This is a genomic window from Mesorhizobium sp. B2-8-3 (genome assembly GCF_006440815.1).
GTDB lineage: Bacteria > Pseudomonadota > Alphaproteobacteria > Rhizobiales > Rhizobiaceae > Mesorhizobium.
Window position 1 is genome coordinate 107326 of the sequence record NZ_VFTW01000014.1, and the last position, 26392, is coordinate 133717.

General features: G+C 64.8%; 23 protein-coding genes. 15 read left to right on the forward strand and 8 right to left on the reverse strand.

What is annotated here, in order from left to right:
• Positions 1-2 precede the first annotated feature (2 nt).
• Both FJ418_RS20285 and FJ418_RS20290 read right to left on the reverse strand, forming a co-directional pair.
• Positions 3-3200, reverse strand: coding sequence for a multidrug efflux RND transporter permease subunit (locus tag FJ418_RS20285; protein WP_140868651.1), 3198 nt, complete (start codon positions 3198-3200; stop codon positions 3-5).
• Positions 3194-3433 (reverse strand): hypothetical protein, encoded by a 240-nt coding sequence (locus FJ418_RS20290; RefSeq protein ID WP_140705518.1) that lies wholly within the window; start codon positions 3431-3433, stop codon positions 3194-3196. Before FJ418_RS20290 ends, FJ418_RS20285 begins: the two co-directional genes overlap by 7 nt.
• Before the next feature lie 250 nt (positions 3434-3683).
• Between FJ418_RS20290 and FJ418_RS20295 the strand changes: the two genes are divergently transcribed.
• Both FJ418_RS20295 and FJ418_RS20300 read left to right on the forward strand, forming a co-directional pair.
• Positions 3684-4265, forward strand: coding sequence for a TetR/AcrR family transcriptional regulator (locus tag FJ418_RS20295; protein WP_140544202.1), 582 nt, complete (start codon positions 3684-3686; stop codon positions 4263-4265).
• A gap of 83 nt (positions 4266-4348) precedes the next feature.
• Complete coding sequence (locus FJ418_RS20300) at positions 4349-5113, forward strand: methyltransferase domain-containing protein (RefSeq protein ID WP_226892263.1); 765 nt, start codon at positions 4349-4351, stop codon at positions 5111-5113.
• A 455-nt stretch (positions 5114-5568) separates the two neighbouring features.
• Here FJ418_RS20300 and FJ418_RS20305 read toward each other — a convergent pair whose 3' ends face one another.
• The 5 genes from FJ418_RS20305 to FJ418_RS20325 all read right to left on the reverse strand — a co-directional run bounded on the left by FJ418_RS20305 (position 5569) and on the right by FJ418_RS20325 (position 10922).
• Complete coding sequence (locus tag FJ418_RS20305; RefSeq protein ID WP_140645099.1) at positions 5569-6591, reverse strand: LacI family DNA-binding transcriptional regulator; 1023 nt, start codon at positions 6589-6591, stop codon at positions 5569-5571.
• 89 nt (positions 6592-6680) lie between these two features.
• Positions 6681-7475: an ATP-binding cassette domain-containing protein gene (locus tag FJ418_RS20310; protein ID WP_140645098.1), complete on the reverse strand. Its 795-nt coding sequence runs from the start codon at positions 7473-7475 to the stop codon at positions 6681-6683.
• A gap of 3 nt (positions 7476-7478) precedes the next feature.
• The gene (locus FJ418_RS20315) at positions 7479-8465 is read right to left on the reverse strand and encodes an ABC transporter permease (protein WP_140705151.1); all 987 of its coding nucleotides are present in this window, start codon (positions 8463-8465) and stop codon (positions 7479-7481) included.
• Positions 8466-8559: 94 nt separating this feature from the next.
• Positions 8560-9492, reverse strand: a complete 933-nt coding sequence (locus FJ418_RS20320) for a substrate-binding domain-containing protein (RefSeq protein ID WP_140657693.1) — start codon at positions 9490-9492, stop codon at positions 8560-8562.
• A gap of 272 nt (positions 9493-9764) precedes the next feature.
• A complete protein-coding gene (locus FJ418_RS20325) occupies positions 9765-10922 on the reverse strand; it encodes a fumarylacetoacetate hydrolase family protein (RefSeq protein WP_140868654.1) in 1158 nt (385 codons plus the stop codon).
• A 194-nt stretch (positions 10923-11116) separates the two neighbouring features.
• Here FJ418_RS20325 and FJ418_RS20330 point away from each other — a divergent pair, with 194 nt between their 5' ends.
• From FJ418_RS20330 to FJ418_RS20360, 6 genes are all read left to right on the forward strand, one after another.
• A complete protein-coding gene (locus FJ418_RS20330; RefSeq protein WP_140868656.1) occupies positions 11117-12400 on the forward strand; it encodes an FAD-dependent oxidoreductase in 1284 nt (427 codons plus the stop codon).
• A gap of 94 nt (positions 12401-12494) precedes the next feature.
• Positions 12495-13385, forward strand: coding sequence for an ABC transporter permease (locus FJ418_RS20335; protein WP_140868659.1), 891 nt, complete (start codon positions 12495-12497; stop codon positions 13383-13385).
• Positions 13382-14200, forward strand: coding sequence for an ABC transporter permease (locus tag FJ418_RS20340; RefSeq protein ID WP_140868662.1), 819 nt, complete (start codon positions 13382-13384; stop codon positions 14198-14200). The genes FJ418_RS20335 and FJ418_RS20340 overlap by 4 nt, the downstream gene beginning before the upstream one ends.
• Before the next feature lie 27 nt (positions 14201-14227).
• The gene (locus FJ418_RS20345) at positions 14228-15298 is read left to right on the forward strand and encodes an ABC transporter substrate-binding protein (protein ID WP_140868665.1); all 1071 of its coding nucleotides are present in this window, start codon (positions 14228-14230) and stop codon (positions 15296-15298) included.
• 283 nt (positions 15299-15581) lie between these two features.
• Positions 15582-16190, forward strand: a complete 609-nt coding sequence (locus tag FJ418_RS20355) for a cupin domain-containing protein (RefSeq protein WP_140868668.1) — start codon at positions 15582-15584, stop codon at positions 16188-16190.
• A gap of 61 nt (positions 16191-16251) precedes the next feature.
• On the forward strand, positions 16252-17322 hold the full coding sequence (locus tag FJ418_RS20360) for an ABC transporter ATP-binding protein (protein WP_246683131.1): 1071 nt from the start codon (positions 16252-16254) through the stop codon (positions 17320-17322).
• Positions 17323-17337: 15 nt separating this feature from the next.
• Here FJ418_RS20360 and FJ418_RS20365 read toward each other — a convergent pair whose 3' ends face one another.
• Positions 17338-18036: a GntR family transcriptional regulator gene (locus FJ418_RS20365; RefSeq protein WP_181167006.1), complete on the reverse strand. Its 699-nt coding sequence runs from the start codon at positions 18034-18036 to the stop codon at positions 17338-17340.
• Positions 18037-18272: 236 nt separating this feature from the next.
• Between FJ418_RS20365 and FJ418_RS20370 the strand changes: the two genes are divergently transcribed.
• The 7 genes from FJ418_RS20370 (at position 18273) to FJ418_RS20400 (ending at position 26359) form a co-directional block, all read left to right on the forward strand.
• Entirely contained in the window at positions 18273-19313 is a 1041-nt protein-coding gene (locus tag FJ418_RS20370; RefSeq protein WP_140868671.1) for an ABC transporter substrate-binding protein, read from the forward strand.
• 80 nt (positions 19314-19393) lie between these two features.
• Positions 19394-20473 (forward strand): ABC transporter ATP-binding protein, encoded by a 1080-nt coding sequence (locus FJ418_RS20375; protein ID WP_140868674.1) that lies wholly within the window; start codon positions 19394-19396, stop codon positions 20471-20473.
• Complete coding sequence (locus tag FJ418_RS20380; protein ID WP_140868676.1) at positions 20470-21393, forward strand: ABC transporter permease; 924 nt, start codon at positions 20470-20472, stop codon at positions 21391-21393. The genes FJ418_RS20375 and FJ418_RS20380 overlap by 4 nt, the downstream gene beginning before the upstream one ends.
• Complete coding sequence (locus tag FJ418_RS20385) at positions 21390-22190, forward strand: ABC transporter permease (RefSeq protein ID WP_140868679.1); 801 nt, start codon at positions 21390-21392, stop codon at positions 22188-22190. Before FJ418_RS20380 ends, FJ418_RS20385 begins: the two co-directional genes overlap by 4 nt.
• Before the next feature lie 21 nt (positions 22191-22211).
• Positions 22212-23798 carry a gamma-glutamyltransferase gene (gene ggt, locus FJ418_RS20390; RefSeq protein ID WP_140868681.1) on the forward strand — a complete coding sequence of 529 codons (1587 nt, stop codon included), beginning with the start codon at positions 22212-22214 and terminating at the stop codon, positions 23796-23798.
• A 45-nt stretch (positions 23799-23843) separates the two neighbouring features.
• The gene (locus tag FJ418_RS20395; protein WP_140868683.1) at positions 23844-25373 is read left to right on the forward strand and encodes an acyl--CoA ligase; all 1530 of its coding nucleotides are present in this window, start codon (positions 23844-23846) and stop codon (positions 25371-25373) included.
• A complete protein-coding gene (locus FJ418_RS20400) occupies positions 25373-26359 on the forward strand; it encodes a 2-dehydropantoate 2-reductase (RefSeq protein WP_140868685.1) in 987 nt (328 codons plus the stop codon). Before FJ418_RS20395 ends, FJ418_RS20400 begins: the two co-directional genes overlap by 1 nt.
• The last annotated feature ends 33 nt before the right edge of the window (positions 26360-26392 follow it).

Below are 26392 nucleotides of genomic sequence, written 5' to 3' on the forward strand. Positions count from 1 at the left end.
AGCTATTCAGCCGCCTGGGCCAGCGGCTGAAGCGCCGGCTCGGCTGTCGGTTCAATTTCTTCTGGCCGAGGGGCGTCGTGGCGGCCCTTGGCCGATTCCTTTTCGCCGCGTTCGCGCAGCTGCTCGATCACCGCGTAGAAGACCGGCACGAAGACCAGCGACAGGATCGTCGCCGCCACCATGCCGCCGAAGACGGTGGTGCCGATCGACTGACGGCTGGCCGCACCGGCGCCGGTCGCGAACATCAGCGGCAGCACGCCGAGGATGAAGGCGAAGGCCGTCATCAGGATCGGCCGCAGGCGAAGCCTCGCGGCTTCCATCGCCGCTTCGACGATGGTGAGCCCTTCCTCGCGCCGGCGTCTGGCGAACTCGACGATCAGGATCGCGTTCTTGGCCGCCAGGCCGATCAGCATGACAAAGCCGATCTGCGAGTAGACGTCGATCTGCATGCCGCGCAGCAGGAGCACCACGAAGGCGCCGAACAAAGCGAGCGGCACGGCGAGCAGCACCATGAAGGGCATCGCCCAGCTTTCATACTGCGCCGCCAGGATCAGGAAGACGAAGACGATCGCCAGCCCGAACACGACCGAAGCGATAGATCCGGCCTTGAGCTCCTGATAGGTGATGCCGGTCCACTCGTAGCCGAAGTCGCGCGGCAGCACGTTCGCCGCCGCCCGTTCCATGGCCGCCACCGCCTGCCCGGACGAGAAGCCGGGGGCAGCGCCGCCATTGATCAGGGCCGAGGCATTGTTGTTGTAGTGCGGCACGGTCTCCGGACCGACAATCGGCACCAGCCTGCCCAGCGTGCTCAGCGGCACCATGCCGCCCGACGCATTGCGCACATAGAGCCGCGAGATGTCGGTGGCGTCGGCGCGCGCGTCCTTGTCGGCCTGGATGGTCACGCGGAAGGTGCGGCCGAACAGGTTGAAGTCATTGACATAGAGCGAGCCGAGATAGATCTGCAGCGTGTTGAACACGTCCGGCAGGTTGAGGCCGAGAAGCTTCGCCTTGCTGCGGTCGAGGTCGTAGTTGAACTGCGGCGTCGAGGTCGAGAAGGACGAGAACAGCTGTTGCGGGTTGAGCTCCGGCTGCTTGCGCGCTTCCGCGATCAGCGCCTGCGTGACATCGTTCAGCGCCGCACTGCCGCGTCCGGAGAGATCCTCCACCTGGAACTCGAAGCCGCCGGTGGTGCCTATGCCGGGGATCGAGGGTGGGTCGAAGGACAGCGCGAACGCATCCGGCATCTGCAGGAGCTTGCCGCGCACCTGCTCGACCAGTTTCGACGCGCTCTGGTCTGGGCCGCGTTCGTCCCATGGCTTGAGGATCGCGAACTCCACCGCCGAGTTCGATTGGGCGGCGCTGGTCAGGAAGTTCAGGCCGCTGATCGAGCCGACGATGTCGACGCCGGGCGTGTTCTGCAGGATGTCGCGCGCCTTCTGCGCCACCGCATCCGTGCGTTCGAGCGAAGCGCCGTCCGGCAGCTGGATGACGACGAAGAAATAGCCCTGGTCTTCGACCGGCAGGAAGGTCGAGGGCAGTTTCTGCCAGACAAAATAGGTGGCGACCAGACCCGCCGCGAACAGGCCGAGCATCGCCCAGCGCAGCTTGATCAGGATGCGCACGCCATGCGCATAGGCATGTGACAGCCAGTCGAAGCCAGCGTTGAACCAGCGGAACAGCACGAACTGGGTCTCGCCGCGATGGCGCAGGAAGGCGGCGCTCAGCGCAGGCGACAGCGTCAGCGAGTTGAAGGCGGAAATGCCGACAGAGATTGCGACTGTCAACGCGAACTGATTGTAGAGCCGGCCGGAGACGCCAGGGATGAAGGCGACGGGAACGAACACCGCCATCAGCACCGCCGTGGTGGCGATGATCGGCCCGGTCACCTCGGCCATCGCCGCGCGTGTCGCGGCAAGCGGCTTGAGCCCGGCCTCCAGTTGTCGCTCGACATTCTCGACCACGACGATAGCGTCGTCGACCACAAGACCGATCGCCAGCACCATGCCGAGCAGCGAGAGCATGTTGAGCGAGAAGCCCAGCATATACATGATCGCCAATGTCGCGATCAGCGAGACGGGAATGGCGATGGTCGGGATGATCGTGGTGCGCCAGCTCTGCAGGAAGACGAACACCACCGCCACGACCAGCACCAGCGCTTCGCCGAGCGTGATCAGCACGTCATGCATCGAGGCCGACACGAAGCGCGTCGTGTCGTAATGCATGGCGTAGTTGACGCCCTTCGGGAAGCGCTGCGACAGCTCCTGCATCTTGTCCTTGACCCGCTGCTGCAGGTCGAGGGCGTTGGAGCCGGGCATCTGGTAGACGGCCAAAACCACCGTCGGGTCCTTGCCGAAGAAGGCGGAGGAAGAATATTGCAGCGCGCCGAGCTCGATGCGGGCAACGTCGCGAAGGCGCACCAGCGAGCCGTTCTGCGAATTGGCGCGCACGACGATGTCGCCGAATTCCTTCGGGTCGCTGAGCCGGCCGACGGCGTTGACCTGCATTTCGAAGGCGGTGCCGGCGGGCGCCGGCGACTGGCCGATCTTGCCGGCCGCCACCTGCACGTTCTGCTCGGCGATCGCGTTCTGCACGTCGACGGCGGTGATGCCGAGATTGGCAAGCTTGTCCGGGTCGAGCCAGACGCGCATCGAATAGCGGCGCTCGCCGAAGATCTGCACGTCGCCGACGCCGGGCAGGCGCTTCAGCGGATCGACCACCTGCAGATAGGCGAGGTTGCTCAGCGCCACCGGATCGACCGAGCCGTCCGGCGAGGTGAGGTCGACGATCAGCACGAAATTGGGGTTTTGCTTCTTGATCGTCACGCCGCCCTGGTTGACGATGGCCGGCAGGGAGGATGCCGCTTGCGAGACGCGATTCTGCACGTCGACGGCCGCCGTGCTCAGCGGATAGCCGACGTCGAAGGTGATGGTGATGGTCGAGGAGCCGTCATTCGAGCTCGTCGACGACATGTAGGTCATGCCTTGCACGCCGTTGATCTGCTGCTCGAGCGGCGTGGTGACCGTATCGGCCACGACCTGCGCGCTGGCGCCCGGATAATGGGCGCTGACCACGACTTGCGGGGGCGTGATGTCGGGGAACTGCGAGACCGGCAACAGGAAATAGGCGATCGCACCGGCGAGCACCATGATGATGGCGATCGCCGACGCGAAGATCGGGCGGTGGATGAAGAAGTTCACCATGATGCGGACGCCTCGCCGAACGGTTTTGCGAAATGGCGCAGGCGCCGGGCCCGGCCGGAGCCGGAATCCGCCAGGAAGGATGGCGGGTCATCGTCGCCCGGCGCCTGTTCCGCAGCGCGCGAGCGCAGCATCCGTTCGAAGGCTTTTGGGTCGATCCCGTCCGCCTTCATCACCAGCCGGATCATCGGATCCCGGATGGCTTCGTCGATCGTCAGGTCTTTGCGCTTTTGCATAGGAGCGGCTCCTTGCTCGGCCCGCATCGATTGATCACGGGCCGCTTTTTCTCGTTCTTCACCGGCCGAAGCCGCATGACAGGCAGGTTTTGCGTCCTATCTCACTCTGGCAGGGCTATCGGAGGCCTTGTCGTTTGACGGCGAGCGATATAGGTGTTACCAGTAAGTAACATGCTGGAAGTTACAGACCGGTAACACCCTAGTCAAGAGGTGGCGACGGTTTTTTTGGAAACGACGAAAGGAGATCATGATGACTGACGGCGTCGCGGAGCGTTCCCGCCCCCGGGATCGAATCCTGGAGACGGCGCAGGACATGTTCCACAAGCACGGCATCAAGGGTGTTGGCGTCGACGCCATCACCGAGGCTGCCGGCACGAACAAGATGACGCTTTACCGTCACTTCGAATCCAAGGACGAATTGATCGTCGAATGCCTGCGCGCCACGGCGGCGAAGGCGTCAAGGATCTGGGACGAGTTCGAGGCCAAGCATCCCGGCGACAAGCTCGCCCAGCTGCATGCCTGGGTCCAAAAGGCTTCCGAACTGCTCAGCGCCGACAGCCGCGGCTGCGATATGGCCAATGCCGCCGTCGAGCTCACCGAGACCGATCACCCGGCCAGGCGCGTCATCAAGGAACTGAAGGAGGCCCAGCGCGAGAAGCTGGTTGCGCTTTGCCGCGATGCCGGCATCGGCCAGGCCGAGCTGCTCGCCGACACACTGTCGCTGCTGCTCGAAGGCGCGCGCGTCTCGATGCAGAGCGTCGGCGCCGAAGGCCCGAGCGCGCAATTCGTGCGCATGGCCGAAAGCCTGATCGCCTCGTTCCGCGCGCGCTGATGTCTTCGCCTCATCCTGACTCTGTGATCCTGTCTCAGAATCAGGCGCCCAGCCATGCAATGGGTCAGGCAAGTTTTCCGGAGATGTATGAGCGCTGGCTCGTGGGTCCTCTCTTTCGCCCTTGGGCCGAAGTGACCTTCGAAGAGGTAAGGCTGTCCCCAGGCCATCGTGTCTTGGACATCGCTTGTGGTACAGGGATAGTTGCGCGCGTTGCCAAGGAACGGCTTGGTGCCGCCGGCTATGTTGTCGGCATCGACATCAGCCCGGATATGCTCGCCGTCGCGCGCACCGTGGCGCCGGACATCGACTGGCGCGCCGGCAATGCCAGTGCGCTGCCGCTCCGTGACGGAGAGCAGTTCGACGTGGTTGTCTGTCAGCAGGGGCTGCAGTTCGTTCCCGACAAGCCCGCTGCGGCGGCGGAGATGCGGCGAGCGCTGGCGCAGGGCGGCATGTTGGCGGTTGCTACTTGGCGGTCCGATGAGGAAATCCCCTTCTTTCGAGAACTCCGCCGCGTCGCCGAGCGACTCCTCGGCCCAATCGCAGACCTGCGCCACAGCTTTGGGAACTCGGCGCCGCTCGAGGCGCTGCTCCGGGACGTCGGCTTCCACGACGTTCGATCAAGGACAATATCGCGTATCATACGCTTTGAGGACGGCGCGCCCCTCCTGCGATTGAATACGATGGCGCTGGTCGGCATGAGTGCTGCCTGCAAGGCAATGACCGATCAGGAACGCAAGCGCGTTGTGGAGGACATCGTAAGCGGGAGCGCTGCCGTGCTGCAGTCCCACTCCGATGGATCGGGAGTCGCTTTCGAACTCAGCGCCAACCTAGCGACAGCCAAAGCCTAGAGCAATTCAAGGAAAAGTGTGAGCGGTTGGGCTCGGCGCCTTCGCCGTAACGTCAGATGGACGCTCGCTCCACGGGGCTGGCGCCGCCTCCGCATCATCGCCGTGCGGGCAAAGAAAAAGCCCGCTGCCGGGAGGAGGTGGCAGCGGGCTTGATTTCGAATGCGGCACGGGAGGAGGTGCACCGTACTCAGCGTCGGCATCACATCTGGGAGGAGGAGACGGCCGACACCCAGGTAAATACGGGTTGCCTAACGATTCGGCAATTGCGAAACCTGCATAGCTGGTGTGCAGAATTGCGGGATCAATCGTCGGACAAATGCTAAAGCGCGTCGCGCTGAAGCGGATTCAGGCGACGCGCTTTAAGCCTGTGTTTTCATGCGTGTCGTTATCGCAAAACCGCTGCACACTTTTGCGCGACATGCACTAAGGCCGCCTTCGTGCGCCCACCCGCTGGTTTATTGCACCGGCACGTTTTCCTTGAAGATCAGCCGCGGCTCGATGAACTTTTTCGTCAGATAGGGCGCCGACGAGGCGATGGATCCGAGCAGGCGGATCACCGACTGCTCGGCGATCAGCCGCGCATTCTGGTCGATCACGACGTCGGCGAGATCGTCGACGAGATAGCGGCGCGTTTCCTTGGTCAGGTCGTGGCAGATGAAGACCGGCTTCTTGCGCGGCTTGACCTCGAGCAAGGCCTTGGCCACGCCCGACCGTCCGGCGCCGACGCAATAGATGCCGAGCAGGTCCGGTTCGTTGTGCAGCGCCTTGATGGTCGCGCGGTAGCTGGCGTCCGGGTCGTCATTGCTCTCGGCGGCGCTTGAGACCGTGAGGTTGGGAAACTCTTCGCTCAGCACCGAACGAAAACCCATCTCGCGCTCCTCGTGGCCGCGATAGGAGCGCGAGCCGACCACCATCGCCAGATGTCCTGTACGGCCGCCGAGGAAGCGGCCCATCAGCAGCGCCGCGGTGCGGCCCGCCACCCGATTGTCGATGCCGACATAGGCCGAGCGGGGTGCCGCCGGGACATCCGAGATCAGCGTGACCAGCCTGATCCCGGCATCGACCAGCTCGCGCAGGATGTTGCGCGTGCGCGGGTGGTCGACGGCGATGACGCCGACACCGTTGGCTTTGAGCGACAGGTTCTCCACCGCGCCTTGCAGCGCGCCAGGCGAAATGCCGGCAAGGTTGTGGATGCGGCAGGAGGCGACCAGCGGCAGGCGTGCCGCATAATCCTCGATGTGATGCGCAAGATCGGCCATGAAGCCATTGGACCCGATCGGCAGGAAGAATTCCAGGTGCGCCGGCTTCGACGGCAGCACGACCTGATCGAGCGTCGGCAGATAGCCGAGCTGCTTGGCCGCCTCCATCACCCGCTGCCGGTTGGCAGCGCTTGCCCCTGGCCGGTTGTTGAGCACCCTGTCGACGGTCGCGGTCGACAGGCCGCAGCTTCTGGCGATGTCGGCTACCGTGGCTTTCATGAGTCCAGTCATAGGATGGGAAGCGAGCCCCTGTCAGGACAATTCAACGTCAGGCCAAACCGACGCCGAGCCAAATCGATGCCAGACCGTCAGCCATGCCGCTGCGGGCCGTCGGAAATCGCGTCCCGGATCTCCTTGTCCGACATGCCGGTGATGACGCGCTCGACCTCGGCGACCGTAGTCTTTTTCGGATCGATGTCGTCGGCCACCACCTTGCCCCGGCGCATCACCACGATGCGGTCGACCACCTGGAAGACGTGATGGATGTTGTGCGCGATGAAGATGCAGGAGTGCCCGGAATCACGGGCGCTGCGCACGAAGCTCAGCACGCCTTGCGTCTCGGCGACGCCGAGATTGTTGGTCGGTTCGTCGAGGATGATGAGATCGCTGTCGAAATGCATGGCGCGCGCGATCGCCACGGCCTGCCGCTCGCCGCCCGACAGTGAGCCGATCGGTGTCGTCGGCGGGATATTCTTGGTGATGCCGACCTGCCTGAGCAGGTCGCGCGCCACCGCGTTCATTGCGTCCTGGTCCATGCGGTTCAGGAAGCGCGGCGCCCTGATCGGCTCGCGCCCGAGGAACAGGTTGCGCGCGATCGACAACTGCGTGACGAGGGCCGAGTCCTGGTAGATCGTCTCGATGCCGTGGGCGATGGCGTCGCTGGTGCTGCGCAGCGTGACCTTCTTGCCGCGGATGAAGATGTCGCCGCTGGTCAGCGGCACGGCGCCCGACAGCACCTTGATCAGCGTCGACTTGCCCGCGCCGTTGTCGCCGAGCAGGCCGACGATCTCCTTTTCGTTGACGTGGAAATTGGCGTCCACCAGCGCCTGCACGCGCCCGTAGGACTTGCGGATGTTTTCCATGCGGATCAGCGGTTCGGCCATGGTTCAGGTTCCTGCCTGGTGCCGGCGTTCGAGCCAGGAGTGCAGCGCCATCATGCCGAGGATGATCGCGCCGATGAAGATGTTGTAGGCGAGCCCCGGCACGCCGATCAGCACGATGCCGTTGCGCATGACGCGCAGGATCAGGATGCCGAGCACCGTGCCGATGATGGTGCCGCGCCCGCCGGTCAGCGCCGTGCCGCCGATCACCACCATGGCGATGACCTCGAGCTCGTAGCCGGTGCCGCTGTTGGGGTTGGCCGCGGACGTGCGCAGCGACGAGATCACGCCGGCGAGCGACGCCATCACCGCCGACAGGATGAACAGGCCGACCTTGACGCGGTTGACGTTGACGCCGCGCGCGCGGGCCGCGTTCGGATTGCCGCCGGCGGCCTGGATCCAGTTGCCGGTTCGGCTCTGCGTCAGCACATAGCCGAGCACGATCGCGGCGCCGATGAACCAGAACAGCGAGGCATAGATTCGGAACGGGCCGACATAGAAGTCGCCGACCAGGATGTTCGCCAGCCAACTGCCTTCCGCGCTCCAGGTGCGCTGCGGAAAACCGTCGGTGATGAACAATGCCGTGCCGCGCACGACCAGCAGCATGCCGAGCGTCACCAGGAAGGACGGGATCTTGAGCTGGGTGACGAACCAGCCATTCACCAGCCCGACCAGGGCAGCGACGATCAGCGCGATCAGCAGGCCCATCTCCAGCGAAGTGACGCCGCTGTTGAAGAGCGTCCACATCAGCACCGGCGAGAAGCCGAACAGCGAGCCGACCGAGAGGTCGAATTCTCCGGATGTCATCAGCAAGGTCATTGCCAGCGCGATCAGGCCGAGCTCGACTGTGAAGGCCAGGATGTTCGAAATGTTCTGCGGCGACAGGAAGTCGGGATTGATGCCCCAGAAGACGACGAGCTCGACGACGAGCAGCACCAGCGGACCGAATTCCGGCCGCGCGACAAGGCGTTGGACGAAGGAATGGTTTTCCATTGAACCCGCGACGTAAGCGCGGCCGTCCGATGGGGACGGCGCGGGGAGAAGGAAAAACGGTCGCGACAGGGTGTCGCGACCGTTCGCTCGAGGATTATTTGCCGGACAGGATCTTGTCGTAGACGCCGGCGGTGTCCTTCTCGTAGAGCGCACCGGTGATGACGTTGAAGCCCGGAGGAATGCCGCTGGCGGCCATATTGGCCATCGACAGCGCGATATAGCTGGTCGCCTGCGGGTCCTGCCACTGCCCGGCATTGACGTAGCCGTTCAGCACTTCCTGCGTGGTGTCGAGCGAGTTGCCCCAGCCGACGACCGGGATTTCGCCCGGCTTGACGCCGACCTGGTCGAACACGCGCTTGATCGAGCCGGTGACGAGATCGCCGAGGCCGATGATCGCCTTCACCTTGCCCTTGTGCGCGGTGAGGTAGTCGACCATGCGGTTGATCGCTTCGGCCTGGTCGAGCGTCGCCTCGGTCACCTCATAGGTGATGCCGGCCGGCTCGAACACGCTCTTGATGCCTTCCTCTTCCTGCACGCCATAGGTGGCGCCGGGGATCTCGACCGGCATCCAGACGAAGTCGCCCTTCTTCACCAGGCCCTTGTCGACCAGATACTGCGCCCAGTGCTTGCCGAAGGTGACGTTGTCGCCGCCGACATAGGCGTTGAAGTTGGCTTTCGGATCGGGCGTATTGAAGTTGATGATCGGGATGTTGGCCGCGCGGGCCTCCTTGACGATCTCGACCAGGCTGCCCGGATCGGGGCTGGTGGTGGCGATGCCGTCGGCCTTGGCCGCGATCGCGGCGCGCACGGCTTCCTGCTGGGACGCGACGTCGCCATTGTGGAACGAGGTGTTGACCGTGTTGCCCGTGTCCTTGGCCCACTGCTTGGCTCCGGCCAGGAAGTAGGTCCAGACCGGATCGGCCGGGCCGCCATGCGAAATCCAGTAGAACGTCTTGGCCTCGGCCATCGCCGGAATGGCGAGTGCCGCGATCAAGCCAAGCACGAGTAGTCTTAGCCGCGAAAGCATTCGATTTCCTCCCATGTTGAAACTCTCCTCCTGGATCAGCGCGATGCGACCTTGGAACCCGCATCTCCTGCCAGCGCCGACCGGAACGTCCAGAGCATTCTCTTTTTCGGGCGGTGGCAAGCCTCCATCGCCAGTGGATGTTGGCACAGGCGCGCGCGCCATCACCAATCCCATCAGATTGCATCAGCAACGGTGATATTCGTTGGGCAAGCGGCACCATCGACCATCCGCTGCACGGTGGCCTCCAAGCAAACCGCCCTTCTGGTGCGGCGTTAGAGAAGGCTCGCCTTGGCCAGGTCGCGCATCAGATGGCTGGCGCCGTAGGTCCAGTGCGGGCAGTCCGGCGACAGGCGCACGCGGTTGGTGAGCGCGCCGAGCTTTTCCGACGAGATGGTGACGATGTCGCCGACCTTGTGGGTAAAGCCTTTGCCCTTCTCGCCGCGATCCTTCGACGGCACGAACATGGTGCCGAGATAGAGCGCCAGCCCGTCCGGATACTGGTGATGCGGCCCCATCGCGGCCTTGACCAGCTCTTCCGGCGAGCGGCTGATTTCCGCCATCGAGCTCGCGCCCTGCAGCGAGAAGCTGTCCTCGCCCTCGACGCTGAGCCGCACCGTGGCGCGCTTCACGTCGGCGATGGAAAACGTCTCGTCGAACAGCCGGATGAAGGGGCCGAGCGAAGCGGAAGCATTGTTGTCCTTGGCCTTGCCGAGCAGCAGCGCCGAGCGCCCCTCGACGTCGCGCAGATTGACGTCGTTGCCGAGCGTGGCGCCGACGATGCGCCCCGAACTGTCGGCGATCATGGCGATCTCCGGCTCCGGATTGTTCCAGGTGGAGACCGGATGCAGTCCGACATCGGCGCCGAAGCCGACCGAGGCCATAGGCTGGCATTTGGTGAAGATCTCCGCGTCCGGGCCGATGCCCACTTCCAGATATTGCGACCAGGCGCCGCGCGAAATCAGCTTGGCCTTGATCTCCATCGCCTCCGGCGAGCCGGGCTTGAGCTTCGACAGGTCATGGCCGATCAGCCCGGCGATGTCGGCGCGGATGGCGTCCGCTTTTTCCGCCGAGCCGCGCGCCTGTTCCTCGATGACGCGCTCGAGCAGGCTGACGACGAAGGTCACGCCGGAAGCCTTCACCGCCTGCAGGTCGACGGGCGAGAGCAGGATCGGCCTCTTCGCATCGCGTTTGTCTTCGAAGCTGTTCGCTGCGATGTCGGCGAGCGCGCCGATCGCCTTGCCCTTGGCCGAGCGCAGATAGCCGGCCGGATCCTTCAGCTCGCAGACATCGCGCACCGTGGGCGCCGCGCTCGAGGTGACGTCGATGACCTGGCCGTCGCGCACCGTGACCACCAGCGGATGAGTAGCTTCGCTTGTCCTGGCGCGGCCGACGAAGAGGCCGTCGGCGGGCAGGCGGGTCGGATCGGTCATGGTGATGCTTCCTCTCAACTGTCGCGCGGCACTTTCCCCGGATTTGGGTCAAACGTCCATGCCGTTTGTAGCCCGGTTCGTGGGCCAGTTGTCCCTGTCATCAAAAGCGTAGCCGGCTGGCCCATCGAAACGCGCTTTCAAATTCATGAAATCAACAATAGGATTTTCACGAAGCTCCAGCGCCGAGGTGATCTTTGCCCGCAGCGTTTTCCGATCCGATTTGGCAAAGGCCGCAGGCTGCCCCGGCATTTCAATCGGGCTTGTCGGCCGACGGCACGCTGGACGCGGTCGTCGTCGGCGGCGGCATTATGGGGCTGTCGACCGCGCTGCATGCGGCGCGCGCAGGCCTTTCCGTCCAGGTGCTGGATGCCGGCGCGATCGGGCAGGGCGCTTCGGGCCTCAATGGCGGCCAGGTCATCCCCGGCCTCAAATACGATCCGGAATGGCTGATCGAACACTTCGGCAAGGAACGCGGCGAAGCCCTGGTCGCGTTCGCCGCCTCGACGGCCGATGCCGTGTTCGACGTGATCCGCGACGAGAAGCTGGCGGTGCCGTTCACGCGCAATGGCTGGATCCAGGCCGCGCACACCAAGACCGCGCTGAAGGCAGCGGCGAACCGGGATCGCCAATGGCGCTCGCGCGGTGCCGACGTCGAGCTGCTCGACAAAGCGGGAATAGCGGCGATGACCGGCGCCAAAGGCTATCTCGGCGGCTGGCTGGACCGCCGCGCCGGCGTCATCGATCCTCTGTCCTACACGCTCGAGCTCGCCCGCGTCGCCTCGGCCGCCGGCGCCCGCATCGCCGAGCAGCAGCGGGTGGTGAAGCTTGCCAAGAATACCGGTGTCTGGCGGGTTTCGACGCAAGGCGGCGCCGAATTGCAAGCCAAGTCGGTCGTGCTCGCCACCAATGCCTACACGGACGGCCTTCTGCCTGGTCTCGCGCAAACAATCGTGCCGCTGCATTCCTTCCAGATCGCCACCGCGCCGCTGCCGCCGGAGCTTGGAGCCAGCATCCTGCCGGGCGGTCAGGCGGTTTCCGATTCCCGTCGCATCCTCGTCTATTACCGCCGGAGTCCCGATGGCCGGATGGTGCTGGGCGGTCGCGGCCGCATGGCGCTGCCTTCGAGCGCCGCCGACTGGGCACATTGCGAACGCGCGCTCACCCGCCTCTATCCGGCGCTTGCCGGCATCGCCATCGAAAAGCGCTGGTTCGGCCGCGTGGCGCTGACGCCGGATCACCTGCCGCATCTGCATGAACCGGAAAAAGGCCTGCTCGCGGTCGTCGGCTGCCAAGGCAGGGGCGTCGGCCTGATGAGCGCGCTCGCCAAGCGCATGGCGAACTACCTTGCAAGCGGCGACGCCCGGCAGTTGCCGTTTCCGCTGTCGCCGATCAAGCCGATCCCGTTCCACGCTTTCCGCCAGGTCGGCGTCGCCGCGGCAATCACCTGGTACCGCATGCTCGACGCGTTCGAGCGCTGACCCCGAACGCGTGCGGCGCACAAGCGATTCAGCTTGACAGTTTCAGGAATATGAAAAATCATTTGGTGATTTCAGAATTTCGATGGACAGTTCGATGTCGTCGACCATCGCTGCAACGCGGCCCCTGCCGGAAAACCGCATCTCGCCGGTGTTCCGCTTCGCCATGCTGCTGCCGGGCGGACTGGTCACCTTCTTCCTGATCCTGTTCGCGCTTGGCCTGGTGGTCTTCCTCGCCTTCAGGGGGAATGACGGCTCGCTGCTCGGCGTCGGCCTGACGGCGGAGAATTTCGTCACCGTCGCTACCGATCCGCTCTACTGGACGGTGACGCTGCGCTCGCTGGTCATCGCCGGCCTGGTCACGCTCGCCACCGTCGCTACTGCATATCCGGTTGCCTATTACCTCGCCTTCCACGCCGGCCGGCGGCGCAACCTGCTGCTCTTCCTGGTCACGCTGCCGTTCTGGACCAGCTATCTGCTGCGCGTCTTCGCCTGGAAGATCGTGCTCGCCTATAATGGCGTTCTGAACTCGGCCTTCATCGAGACCGGCCTCTGGTCACAGCCGACGCTTGCCTTCCTCAACACGCCGGCAGCGGTGGTGGTGACGCTCGCCCACGCCTACGCGCCTTTCGCAATCCTGCCGATCTATGTGGCGCTGGACACGATCCCGAAATCGTTGCTCGAAGCCGCATCCGATCTCGGCGCGCGGCCCTTCACCTGCTTCCGCCGCGTCGTGCTGCCGAATTCCATGCCGGGCGTGCTGGCGGCAGCACTCGTCGTCTTCGTGCCGACGGTCGGCGATTATGTCACGCCGGCCATGGTCGGCGGCCCGGCCAGCACCATGATCGGCACGCTGATCCAGTCGCAGTTCGGCAAGGCCAATGACTGGCCGTTCGGGGCGGCCCTCTCGGTCTGCGTCATGCTGGTCATCCTCTGCGTGGTGCTGGTGGCGCGCGGCACCGACCGCAGATTTGGCAGCCGCACATGAGCGCCCGGGCCAACACTAATAGCGACGGCCGCTGGCTCGGCCTCTATGTGCTTGGCTATCTTGTCTTCCTCTACCTGCCGGTGCTTTTGATCCCGCTGTTTTCCTTCAACAACTCCATCCAGGCGGCGTTTCCGCTGCAGGGCTTCACGCTCGAATGGTACCGCACGCTCTATGGCAATCCGGCGCTTTCCGGCGCTTTGGCCAACAGCCTGGCCATCGGCGTCATCGCCGCCTCCGGCGCGACGCTCTGCGGCATCACCGTATCCTATATGGGCCTCTACGGCCGCTCGCCGCTCGCCGCCACGATCAGCGCCATCGCCCGGCTGCCGATCCTGATCCCCGGCGTCATCGTCGGCATTTCGCTGTTGATCCTGGTCAACCTCATCGGCCTTGGACCATCGCGCGTTTCCATCGTGCTCGGTCACATCCTCGTCGCGCTGCCGACCACCGTGGTGGTGATGCGCAGCCGCTTCGCCGCCATCCCGAAGACGATCCGCGAAGCGGCGCTCGACCTCGGCGCTTCCGACTGGACGACGTTCCGGCGCGTCATGCTGCCGCTCAGCCTGCCAGCCGTGCTGTCGGCTTTCATGCTCTCCTTCCTGATTTCCTTCGACGAGTTCATCGTCGTCTTTTTCCTCGCCGGCACCGAGCCGACGCTGCCGCTCTACATCTGGAGCCAGCTGCGCTTCCCGCGCTCGCTGCCAACCGTGATGGCGCTCGGCACGGTGATCCTCACCGTGTCCTTCATCATCGCCGGTACAGCCGAAATCCTTCGCCACCGCGGTCTTGGAACTGCGCGCCGCAATCCAGTCTGAACCACAACAAAGAAGAGGAGAACGAAAATGACATTCCACCTGAAATCGACCGCCGGACACAAAGCCCGGGCCGGCCTTGCCGCACTGGCGCTCGCGCTGTCGTCGACGGTCGCTCTGGCCGCCGACAAGCTGCAATACTTCACCTGGTCGGGTTATGAATTGCCCGACTTCAACAAGAGCTTCCTTGCCGCGCATCCCGACGGCGTCGAGGCGACGATCTTCGGTGACGACGACGATGCCTTCACCAAGGTCAAGGCCGGCTTCAGGCCCGACATCGCGCATCCCTGCTACGACAAGGTGGCGCGCTGGAACAAGGAAGGCCTGCTGCAGCCGATCGACACCAAGCGCATCAAGAACTGGGATTCGATCTTCCCGGTGTTCAAGAACCTGCCCGACCTGCAGGCCGGCGACGGCAAGGTGTGGATGGTGCCGTGGGACTGGGGCAACACCTCGATCCTCTACCGCACCGACCTGGTAAAAAATCCCGAGGCGAGCTGGAACCTTCTGTGGGACAAGCAATATGCCGGCCGCATGGCGACCATCGACGCCGTGCACGACACGCCGATCGTCGCCGCCCTCCTGGCGGGCGTGAACCCTTTCGACATGACGCCGGACCAGATGGACAAGGTGGCCGAAAAGCTGCGCGAGCAGCGGCCGCTGCTGTCGAGCTACACCACCGACATGACCTCGGTCGAGCAGGCTTTGGCCAGCGGCCAACTGGTCGCCGCCATGACCTGGAATGCGTCGGCCACCTCGCTGAAGAAGCAGGGCGTTCCGGTCGAGTTCATGAAGCCGAAGGAAGGCATGCTGACCTGGGCCTGCGGCTTCGTCATGCTCAAGGAGGCCAAGAACGTCGATCTCGCCTATGACTTCATCAACAGCCGGCTCGACGCCGACTCGGGCAAGTTCCTGATTCAGTCCTACGGCTATGGCAGCTCGCTCTCGACCGCCTTCGCCGGTGTGTCGAAGGAGGAACTCGATAAGCTGCAACTGCCGGCCGATCCGGACGTGATGCTGAAGAGCACCATCTTCACCGGTCCGATGAAGCAGAATGACGATGTGGCCAAGATGTTCGAGAAGGTGAAGGCCGGGGGTTGAGCGATTAATTGCCGAAGTTTTGCGCTGCCCCGCACCTGCCTGCCGGCATCCTCTCCCCGTATAGTGACGGGGAGAGGGGCGCTGTCGCCGGCGGTTTCGCCAATCACCTCGTCGCAGGACTGGCGCCAGCGTTGCGGCCAGTTCCTTCTCCCCGTCACTATACGGGGAGAAGGAACTGGCAGGGCGATGAGGGGCAGTGCCAGCGTCCGGCAGGATAAGAAACTTAATAATGAGGCCGGCTTGGTCAATTGCCGGCCTAATTGACTGCAACGAGGACCATTGCATGGACATTCTCGACGAAGCGGCGGCGAAGCCGAAAGACGATGCCGATATCCGCGTCGGCCGGCGCGTCCGGGCGCTCAGGCTGGAGCGCAAGCTGTCGCTGGCCGAGCTCGCGGCCAAGGCCGGCATCTCCATCGGCGCGCTGAGCCAGATCGAGCGCGGCATGTCCTCGCTGCGCGTCAAGGTGATCTGGCCGCTCGCCGCCGCGCTCGACATCGAACCGTCGGCGCTGATCACCGACGGCAACGAAGCGGTCAACGACCTATATTGCGTGCGCGCCGACAAGCGGCGGCAGATCCCGGTGAAATCCGAGGGCATCGCCAAGGCGCTGCTGTCGCCGCCTGCCGCGACGCTCACCGGCATGCTGGTCACGGTCGAGGCCGGCGGCGGCACCGCGGAAGCCTATGCCCATGCCGGCCATGAATTCGGCTTCGTGATGGCGGGCGAGGTCGAGCTGGTGGTGGACGCCACGACCTATGTGCTGAAAGCCGGCGACAGTTTTGCCTTCAAGAGCACGCTGCTGCACGCCTTCCGCAATCCTGGCGCCGAGCGCTGTCAGATCCTGTGGGTCAACACGACAAAACCGTCAGAGGTGCGCGATGGCGCCTGATGCCTCAGAGCAATTCCAGGAAAAATGTGAAGCGGTTTTCCGTCCGGAATTGCGAGAACCATTGGTTCGGCTGCAGAAAGTCTCGAAAGTCTTTCCGGGTGGCGTGGTCGGCCTCGATGCCGTCGATCTGGATATCGCCAGCGGTGAGTTCCTGACCTTGCTCGGTCCATCCGGCTGCGGCAAGACGACGAGCCTGCGCGTCATCGCCGGCTTCGAAAGTCCGACCAGCGGCAATGTCCTGCTCGATGGCCGCGACATCACCGGGCTGCGGCCCTTCGATCGCCCGGTCAACACCGTCTTCCAGGACTACGCCTTGTTCCCGCATATGGACGTCGCGGCCAATGTCGGCTTCGGCCTGTCGCTGCGCAAACTCACCGGCGCCGAGCAGGCAAAGCGGGTCCGCGAGGCGCTCGACATGGTCGGCCTCGCCGACAAGCTGCGTGCCCGTGTGTCCGAGCTTTCCGGCGGCCAGCGCCAACGCGTCGCTTTGGCCCGCGCCATCGTCTGCGAGCCGCGCGTGCTGCTGCTCGACGAGCCGCTGTCGGCGCTCGACGCGCATCTGCGCGAGCAGATGCAGGTCGAATTGAAGCGGCTGCAGTCGCGGCTCGGCACCACCTTCGTCATGGTCACCCACGATCAGACCGAGGCGTTGTCGATTTCGGACCGCATCGTCGTCATGAACAAGGGCCGCATCGAGCAGACTGCTGCGCCGGCGACGCTCTACGACCGGCCGGCGACGCGCTTCGTTGCTTCCTTCATCGGCACGATGAATTTGTTGCAGTCACGCTTCCTCGGTCGCGACGGCGAGCGGCTGCGCTTCGCCGCAGGTGAGTTGCCGCTGGAGGCTACATCCGACAGCGGCGAGACGCCGGCTGCCGGCGACACGCGCACCATCGGCGTGCGGCCGGAGGATCTTCTGGCTGCCGGTGAAGCCGCCGAGGGAACCGCGCCGGCACGGGTCAGCGGCGTCGTCTTCCATGGCCGCACGCTGCGCCTGCATGCCGAACTGGATGAGGGGACCGCGATCGTCATCGATGCCCCGCGCCGTGCCGGCGGTTCACAATTCAGCGTCGGCGACGTGGCGCATGTCAGCCTGCGGCGCGGCGCCAACTGTCCCATGCTATCCAACTGATGCGATAGCGTTGGTTCAAGACGCCTTGGCGAAGAATCCCTGATAATCGGACTTGGCCTGCAGCAGGCGCAGGATGTTCTCGCGCGAGCCGCGCACATGCGAACGGGCGCGCTCGCCGGCCAGAGTGACATCGCCGGCGCAGATCGCGTCGACGATGCCGGCATGTTCCTCGCGGGTGAGCTTCCATTCGTCCAGCCACAGGAGCTCCGTCCAGACATATTGCTGGCATTTGTCGAGGATGCCGCAAAGCATGCCGTGGAGCATCTCGTTGCCGCTGATCTCCGCGATCACCCGGTGCAGGTCGATGCCGACCTGCAACTCCTCGAATTTCTCCCTGGTGCTGCGATCCGGGATCGCCGCCAGCCGTTCGCATTCGGCGAGCATGTCGCGCAGTTTCGCCTTGTCGGCGGCGGTCGCGTTGGCTGCCGCCAGTTCGGTCGCGCGCCCGTCGAGCAGTTCGCGGATGTCGAAAGCCTCGCGGAACATGGTGAGATTGAACTCTGCCACCACATAGCCCTGGCGCGGCCGCCCGATCACCAGCCCGTCGCGCTCCAGCCGGTTGAAGGCCTCGCGCACGGGCGTGCGGCTCACCTTCAGGCGCTCGGCGATCTCGTTTTCCGTCACGCGGCCGCCCGGTGGGATCTGGCCGGTGATGATCAACGCCTTCAGCGCCTCGAACACCGAGTCGCGCAGCGTGTTCTTTCTCTCCTTCAAGCGTTCCGTCTCCAACGTTGCGTCACGGATTCGCGAGCTTAGTTCGTTTTAGGGCAGGCTTGAACAGGAGCATTTCGCCGGAGGCAATTGCCTCCCGCGGAACGGTCGTCCTCTACCGCAACCAAAAAACGCGAAAACCCGAGTTGACATCGGCCTCCGAAAAAATACACTCAAAATTGTATACAAATTCGCATACCAAATCAACGATAACGGGAACACCGGTTGGAGAAGCGAAAATGACGAAGAGACTTTGTATTCACGGCATGGCCGTCGCCAGCCTGCTGGCCATAGTCGCCGTTCCGGCCTCGGCCGCCGACACCATCACCGTCGCCTCATGGGGCGGCACCTACCAGGAAGCGCAGACCAAGGCCTTCTTCGATCCGACGGCCAAGGAACTCGGCATCACCATTAAGCAGGACACAACCAACGGCCTCGACGACGTGCGCCTGCAGGTCACCGGCAATGCCGTCAAATGGGACATCACCGAGCTTGGCGCCGACGAATGCGCGCGCGGCTCCAAGGAAGGTCTGTTCGAAAAACTCGACTACAACGTCATAGACAAGAGCGGCATCAACCCGAAGCTTGTCCACGACGACTGGGTCGGCATCTCCTACACCTCCGTGGTGCTGATCTATCGCACCGATGTCTTCGGCGACAAAGGCCCGAAGACCTGGGCCGATTTCTGGGACGTCGAAAAATTCCCCGGCCGCCGCGCGCTTTCCGGCAGCCAGTCGACCGAAACGCTGAGCGTTGCGGCACTCGCCAAGGGCATTCCGATCGACAAGGTCTATCCCGTCGACATCGACGGCGCGCTGCAGTCGGTGGACAAGATCCGCGGCCACATCGATGCCTGGTGGACATCCGGCGCGCAGGCCATGCAGCTTGTCAAGGACGGCGAGGTCGATATGGCGAGCATCTGGAACGGCCGCGCCGGCACCTTGAAGAAGGAAGGCGCGCCCGTGAGCTTCTCCTTCGACCAGGGCGTGCTCACCGCCGATTGCATGGTCATCCCGAAGGGCTCGAAGAACAAGGACATCGCGATGAAGGCGCTGGCCAAGTTCGTCAGCCCCGAGTTGCAGGCCAATCTGCCGCTCTATGTCGACAATGGCCCCGCCAACGAGAAGGCCTTCGAGACCGGCAAAATCCCGCCGGAGCGCATCAAGGACATCAATTCCGCGCCCGAGAACGTCAAGAAGCAGGTGCTGCAAGATCCAGCCTTCTGGCGCGACACCCTCGTCGAGGCGACCGAGAAGTTCAACAACCTGATCCAGCAATAGCGATCCTGTTGGAGCGGCGTCGGCGAGACGCCGCTCCGTATCGTTTCGCGAAAAATGATCCGGAGTTGAAGGAGATGCTCTTGTCTCTCGCGCAGACCGCGCTTCCCATCGGCATCAGCGGTATCGAGAAGCGCTTCGGCGGCGTGTCCGTGCTGCATGACCTCGGTCTCGATGTCACCGCGGGCGAATTCCTGACGCTGCTCGGGCCGTCCGGTTCGGGAAAGACGACGCTGCTGATGATCCTGGCCGGTTTCGTGCGGGCCAATGCCGGCTCCATCAAGGTCGGCGGCGAGGAGATCATCACCATGCCGCCGCACAAGCGCAACATCGGCATGGTGTTCCAGAACTATGCGCTGTTCCCGCATATGAACGTCTTCCACAACATCGCCTTTCCGCTGAAGCAGCGCCGCGTGTCGACGGCCGAAACGGCCGAGCGTGTCGAGAGGGCGCTGGACCTTGTGCAGCTGAAAGGCCTCGGCGAGCGCCGCGTCGACCAGCTCTCCGGCGGCCAGCGGCAACGTGTGGCCTTGGCCCGCGCCATTGTCTTCGAACCGCGCATCGTTTTGATGGACGAGCCGCTGTCGGCGCTCGACAAGAGCCTGCGCGAGCATATGCAGATCGAGCTGCGCAACCTGCACCGAAGGCTCGGCATGACGACGGTCTATGTCACGCACGACCAGCGCGAGGCGATCACCATGTCGGACCGCGTCGCCGTCATGAATGCCGGGCGCATCGAGCAGATCGACCAGCCCGAAGCCCTTTATGCGAGGCCGAAGACCAAATTTGTCGCCGGCTTCATCGGCGAATCCAGCTTCATTCCGGTCGAATGCCGCAATGGCGGCGTCTGGCATGAGGGGAGCAAGCTGCGCATGAAGAATCCAATGCCGTCATCGGGCCGGCACCTGATGGTGGTGCGGCCGGAAAAGCTGCGCGTGATCGCCGGCGAACCTGCAGGCGACGTCAATGCGCTGCCGGCAATTGTCGGCGATGTCATTTACCAGGGCGACAGCTTCGTCTGCTACGCGACGCTCAGGGATGGGCGACAGGTGACGTTGCGCGACTATTGCCGTTCCGACGTGCTGGCGAAACTGCCGGCGCCGGGCGAGCCGATAACGCTCGGTATCGACGCCCAGGACGTCGTTCTGGTGGCCGACCAATGAGCCTCGCCTCCGCCAGTCTCAGTCATGCCGGCCGGCCCGATAGGGCGCTCAATGCCGATGCGCTCAACGCCGACGCGCGACGGGAGGCGCGTGGCCTGCTCGCGCTTCTGTCGCCCGGGCTGCTTCTGGTCTTCGCCGTCATCATCGTGCCGATCGGCTGGCTGTTCTGGCTGTCGCTGTTCGACGAGGCCGGCCAACTCAGCGCCGCCAATTACGCGCGCTTCTTCGAGCAGGCCTCCTACATCAAGACCTTCGTCACCACCTTCAAGGTGGCCTTCGTCGTCACCGGCGCCTGCGTGCTGTTCGGTTATCCGCTGGCTTATATGCTGTCGCAGCTGCCGCGCCGCGCCGCCGGGGTCTGCCTGGTCTTCGTCATCCTGCCGTTCTGGACCTCGGTGCTGGTGCGCACCTATGCCTGGCTGGTCATCCTGCAGCGCAAGGGCCTGGTCAACACGTGGCTGATCGACCTCGGCGTCATCGGCCAGCCGCTGCCGCTCGCCAACAATTTCGCCGGCGTGGTCATCGGCATGACCCACATCATGCTGCCCTTCCTGGTCCTGCCGCTCTACGCGTCGATGAAGAGCATCGACACCGACTGCCTGCGCGCCGGCATGAATCTCGGCGCCAGCCCGGCCGCCACCTTCCGGCAGATTTTCCTGCCGCTGTCGCTGCCCGGTCTCGCCTCGGGCGTGGTCATCGTCTTCGTGCTGTGCCTCGGCTTCTTCGTCACCCCGGCGCTGATGGGCGGCGGCAAGGTGATCATGTGGGCGATGCGCATGGAGCAGACCACCAGCCTCTATTCCAACTGGGGCGCGGGCGCCGCGCTCGGCGTCGTGCTGCTTGGCGTCACGCTGGCGCTGCTCGGCCTCTTCCAGTGGCTGCTCGGCGCCCGCGCCACCGGGGTCTGGAGCCGGCGATGAGCATGGAAAACGCCCTGCCCATCTCGCATCGGCAACGCCTCTGGCTCTACGCGCTCGGCTGCCTCGTCATGCTGTTCCTGATCGCCCCGTCGGTGATCATCGTCATCATGTCCTTCTCCGGTTCGACGCTGCTGCAGTTCCCGCCGCAGGAATGGTCGCTGCGCTGGTATGAGAGCTATTTCGGCTCCGTCGAATGGCGCGACGCCACCGTCGTGTCGGTCAAAGTGGCGGTGATGACGGCGGCCGTCGCAACCCTGCTCGGCACCGCCGCGGCCTACGCCATCAACGCCCGCACGCTGCGGCTGACCGGCTTGATCAACGCGCTGCTCACCGCCTCGCTGATCATCCCGGTCATCCTGATCGGCATCGGCACATTCTTTCTCTATGCCCGCATCGGCCTCAACAACACGCTGACCGGCCTCGTCATCGCGCACACGGTGCAGGCGCTGCCGCTGGTGGTGCTGACCGTGCTCTCGGGCCTGCGGTCCTATGACATGAACCAGGAGATGGTCGCGCGCAGCCTCGGCGCCGGCCGCTTCTCCGCCTTCTTCCAGGTGACGATGCCGCAAATAAGATTCTCCATCGTCTCGGGCGCGCTGTTCGCCTTCATCACCTCCTTCGACGAGGTGGTGGTGTCGCTGTTCATCTCCGGCGGCGAGACCACGACGCTGACGCGCCGCATGTTCAATGCGCTGCGCGACCAGATCGATCCGACGATCGCCGCCATTTCGACTTGCCTGATCGTGCTATCGATCGTCTTGTTGTCCGCTGCCCAACTTTTCGGCCGCGGACGTTGATACAGGGATACCCAGAACCGCATGCGTGACTTCCAGTTTCCAGGCCGCTCGCCGGTTCGCGCCACCGAGGCCATGGCCGCGACCTCGCATCCGCTCGCCACGCTTGCGGCAATTGACATGCTGCGCTCCGGCGGCAACGCCATGGACGCCGCGGTCTGCGCGGCCGCGGTGCAGGCCGTGGTCGAGCCGCAATCGACTGGCATCGGCGGCGATTGCTTTGTCCTCTATTGCCCGAACGGCGACGGCAACGTGCTGGCCTTCAACGGCTCGGGCCGCGCACCCGCCGCCGCGGCCGTCGACTGGTACCGGGACAAGGGATTCAGCGAACTGCCGAAACAGGGGCCGCACGCGGTCACCGTTCCCGGCGCCATCGACGCCTGGTGCCGCTTGTTGGAGGATCACGGCCGCAAGGGTTTGGCCGACGCGCTCGCTCCGGCCATTCGTTACGCGGAAGAAGGCTATGTCGTGCACGACCGCGTCGCCTTCGACTGGGAGGATCCCGAGACCGACCTGTCGGCCGACGAGGTCGCGACGCGCATCTTCCTGCCGGGCGGCAAGCCGCCCAGGGCGGGTGACGTCCATCGCCAGCCGGAGCTGGCTGAGACGCTGCGTGTCATCGCAAGGAAAGGCCGCGCCGGTTTCTACGAGGGCGCGGTCGCGGACGATCTGGTCGGGCGGCTTCGCGCGCTCGGCGGCCTGCATACGCTCGACGATTTCGCCGCCACCAAGGGCGATTACCGGACCCCGGTCAGCACCTCCTATCGCGGTTACGATATCCACCAGATGCCGCCCAACAACCAGGGTCTCACCGCGCTTCTGATGCTGAACCTGCTCTCGGGCTTTGATCTGGGCAAGCTCGATCCGGACGGCGCCGCGCGCCTGCACCTCGAGATCGAGGCGGGCCGGCTCGCCTACCAGGACCGCGATGCGTTTTTCGCCGATCAGGATCATGTCGACGTGCCGGTCAAGGCGCTGCTTTCCGGCACCTATGCCGATCGCCTGCGCGCGGCGATAGATCCCGAGCGCGCCATGACCGATCTGCCGCGCCTGGATCTCCCTGGCAGCGACACGGTCTATATCAGCGTCGTCGACCGCGACCGCAATGCGGTCAGCTTCATCAACTCGACCTATTATTCCTTCGGCAGCGGCGTCGTCGGCCCGAAGACCGGCGTCGTGCTGCAGAACCGCGGTTCCAGCTTCCGCCTCGATCCGAAGCACCCGAACGCAATCGCGCCAGGCAAGCGGCCGATGCACACGATCATGCCGGGCATGATGACAAGGAACGGCCGCGCCTTGATGCCCTTTGGCGTAATGGGCGGCGGCTATCAGCCCTTCGGCCATGTCCATGTGCTGACCAACATGATCGACTTCGGCATGGACCCGCAGCGGGCGATCGATGCCGCGCGGGTGTTCTACAACCACGACATCGTCGAGGCCGAGCGAAGCATGCGTGCCGAGACGATCGGAGACTTGCGCCGGCTTGGCCACAAGGTGGTCGAGCCCGATCATCCGCTGGGCGGCGGGCAGGCGGTGCTGATCGATTGGGAAAAGGGCACGCTGACCGGCGCGTCCGATCCGCGCAAGGACGGGCTGGCGCTCGGATATTGAGCAGCGCTGGACATCGGCCGATCGTTCGAAACATAGTCCGGAACCATGACAAACAGCGAAAACGCCACCGATCTCGCCCATCGCCTTGCCCCTGGAGCCGACGACGCGCCGGCCATCGCCGCGCCCGAGCGGACGGCCCTCTCGCATGGCGGACTGCGCCGCCTGATCGGCGATACCGTGGCTCGGCTCAATGCGCTCGGCATCGGCCGCGGCGACCGTGTCGCCATCGTGCTGCCGAACGGCCCGGAAATGGCGACGGCTTTCATCGCCGTGGCGGCGGCCGCGTCCACCGCGCCGCTCAATCCGGCCTACCGGGCCGACGAGCTCGATTTTTATCTCAGCGATATCGGCGTCAAGGCGATCCTCGTCGGCAGGGACGAGCAGGGCCCTTCGGTCGAAGTCGCCGGGCGCCTCGGCATCCCGGTGCTGCGGCTGGCGGCGCCGGAAGGCGCGCCGTCTGGCGTGTTCACGATCGAGGGCGATCCCGCCGGGCCGCCGGTCGCCTCGGGCCTGGCCGCCGACGGCGATGTCGCGCTCCTTCTGCATACCTCCGGCACCACGTCGCGTCCGAAACTGGTGCCGCTCAGCCACGCCAATCTCGCGGCCTCGGCAACGCATATCGGCGCCACGCTCGGCCTGACGCCAGCCGACCGCTGCCTCAACATCATGCCGTTGTTTCACATCCATGGCCTGATCGCCGCGGTGCTTTCCTCGCTCGCCGCCGGCGGCAGCGTTTTCTGCACACCGGGTTTCAACGCGCTGCGTTTCTTCCAGTGGCTCTCCGAAGCCAAGCCCAGCTGGTACACCGCCGTGCCCACCATGCACCAGGCGATCCTGCCGCGCGCCGCCCGCAACCCCGAGCAGCTCGCCGAGGCGAAGCTGCGCTTCATCCGCTCGTCGTCGGCTTCGCTCCCGGCGCAAGTGATGGCCGAGCTCGAATCCACCTTCGGCTGCCCGGTGGTCGAGGCCTACGGCATGACCGAGGCCGCGCACCAGATGGCGTCCAACCGCCTGCCGCCCGGACTGCGCAAGCCCGGCAGCGTCGGCGCGTCGGCGGGACCGGAAATCGCCGTCATGGCGCAGGACGGGCGGCTGCTCAAACCCGGCGAGATCGGCGAGATCGTCATTCGCGGCCCCAACGTCACCGCCGGCTATGAGAAGAACCCGGACGCCAACGCCAGCGCCTTCGCTCATGGCTGGTTCCACACCGGCGACCAGGGCGTGCTCGACGAGGACAGCTACCTGCGCGTCACCGGCCGGCTGAAGGAGATCATCAATCGCGGTGGCGAAAAGATATCGCCGCTCGAGGTCGGCGAGGTGCTGATGGACCATCCGGCGGTGGCACAGGTCGTCACCTTCGCCATGCCGCATGACAAGCTGGGTGAAGAGGTAGCGTCCGCTGTCGTGCTGCGCGAAGGCCAGAGCGCCAGCGAGGCCGATATCCGCGGCTTCGCCGCCACCCGGCTCGCTGATTTCAAGGTGCCGCGCAAGGTGCTGATCCTCGACGAAATCCCGAAGGGCGCGACCGGCAAGCTGCAGCGCATTGGGCTGGCGGCCAAGCTCGGTCTCGGCTGATGCGCATCACTGTCTTCGGCGCCGGCGCCATCGGTGGCTATCTCGCCGCGAAGCTCGCGATCGCCGGCTCGGTCGATCTGTCGATCGTGGCGCGCGGTGCGCATCTGGAGGCGATCAAGGCTGACGGCCTTCGCCTGATCGAGGACGGCAAGGAAACGGTGGCGCGGGTGAGGGCGGCGGCACGTGCCGAGGAACTCGGCGTGCAGGACTATGTCGTGCTGGCGCTGAAGGCGCATTCGCTGGCGCCGGCGCTCGATCAGATCGCGCCGCTGCTGGGCGAGGGGACCGCTGTCGTCACCATGCAGAACGGCGTGCCCTGGTGGTATTTCCACAAGGCCGGCGGCGCGCTCGAAGGCACGCGGCTCGACGCGGTCGATCCAGGCGGTGCGATCTGGGAGCGCATCGGGCCCGAGCGCGTCATCGGCTCCGTCGTCTATCCCGCCGTCGAGGTCGATGCGCCCGGCCTGATCCGCCATGTCGAGGGCACGCGCTTTTCGCTGGGCGAGCCTTCGGGCGAGAAGAGCGAGCGAGCCACCGCGCTTGCGCGCGAAATGGTCAAGGCCGGGCTGCAGGCGCCGGTGCGCGAGGACATCCGCTCGGAGATCTGGGTGAAGCTTTGGGGCAATCTCTCCTTCAACCCGATCTCGGCGCTGACCGGAGCCACGCTTGCGGCCATTGTGGCAGACGAAGCCACACGCGCCGTCGCCCGCGCCATGATGCTGGAGGCGCAGGCGATCGGCGAGAGCCTCGGCGTGCGTTTCCTCATCCCCGTCGACCGACGCATCAAGGGGGCCGGCGATGTCGGCGAGCACAAGACCTCGATGCTGCAGGATCTCGAGCGCGGCCGTCCGATGGAGATCGACGCGCTGGTTACCGCCGTGCAGGAGCTCGGCCGCCTGACCGGTCAGCCGACGCCGACCATCGACACCGTGCTGGCGCTGGTACGGCGGCTTGCGATCGAGCGCGGGTGTTATTCGCCCTTGTAGATTGTTCTTGATTTGTTCTAATCTGATCCTTTG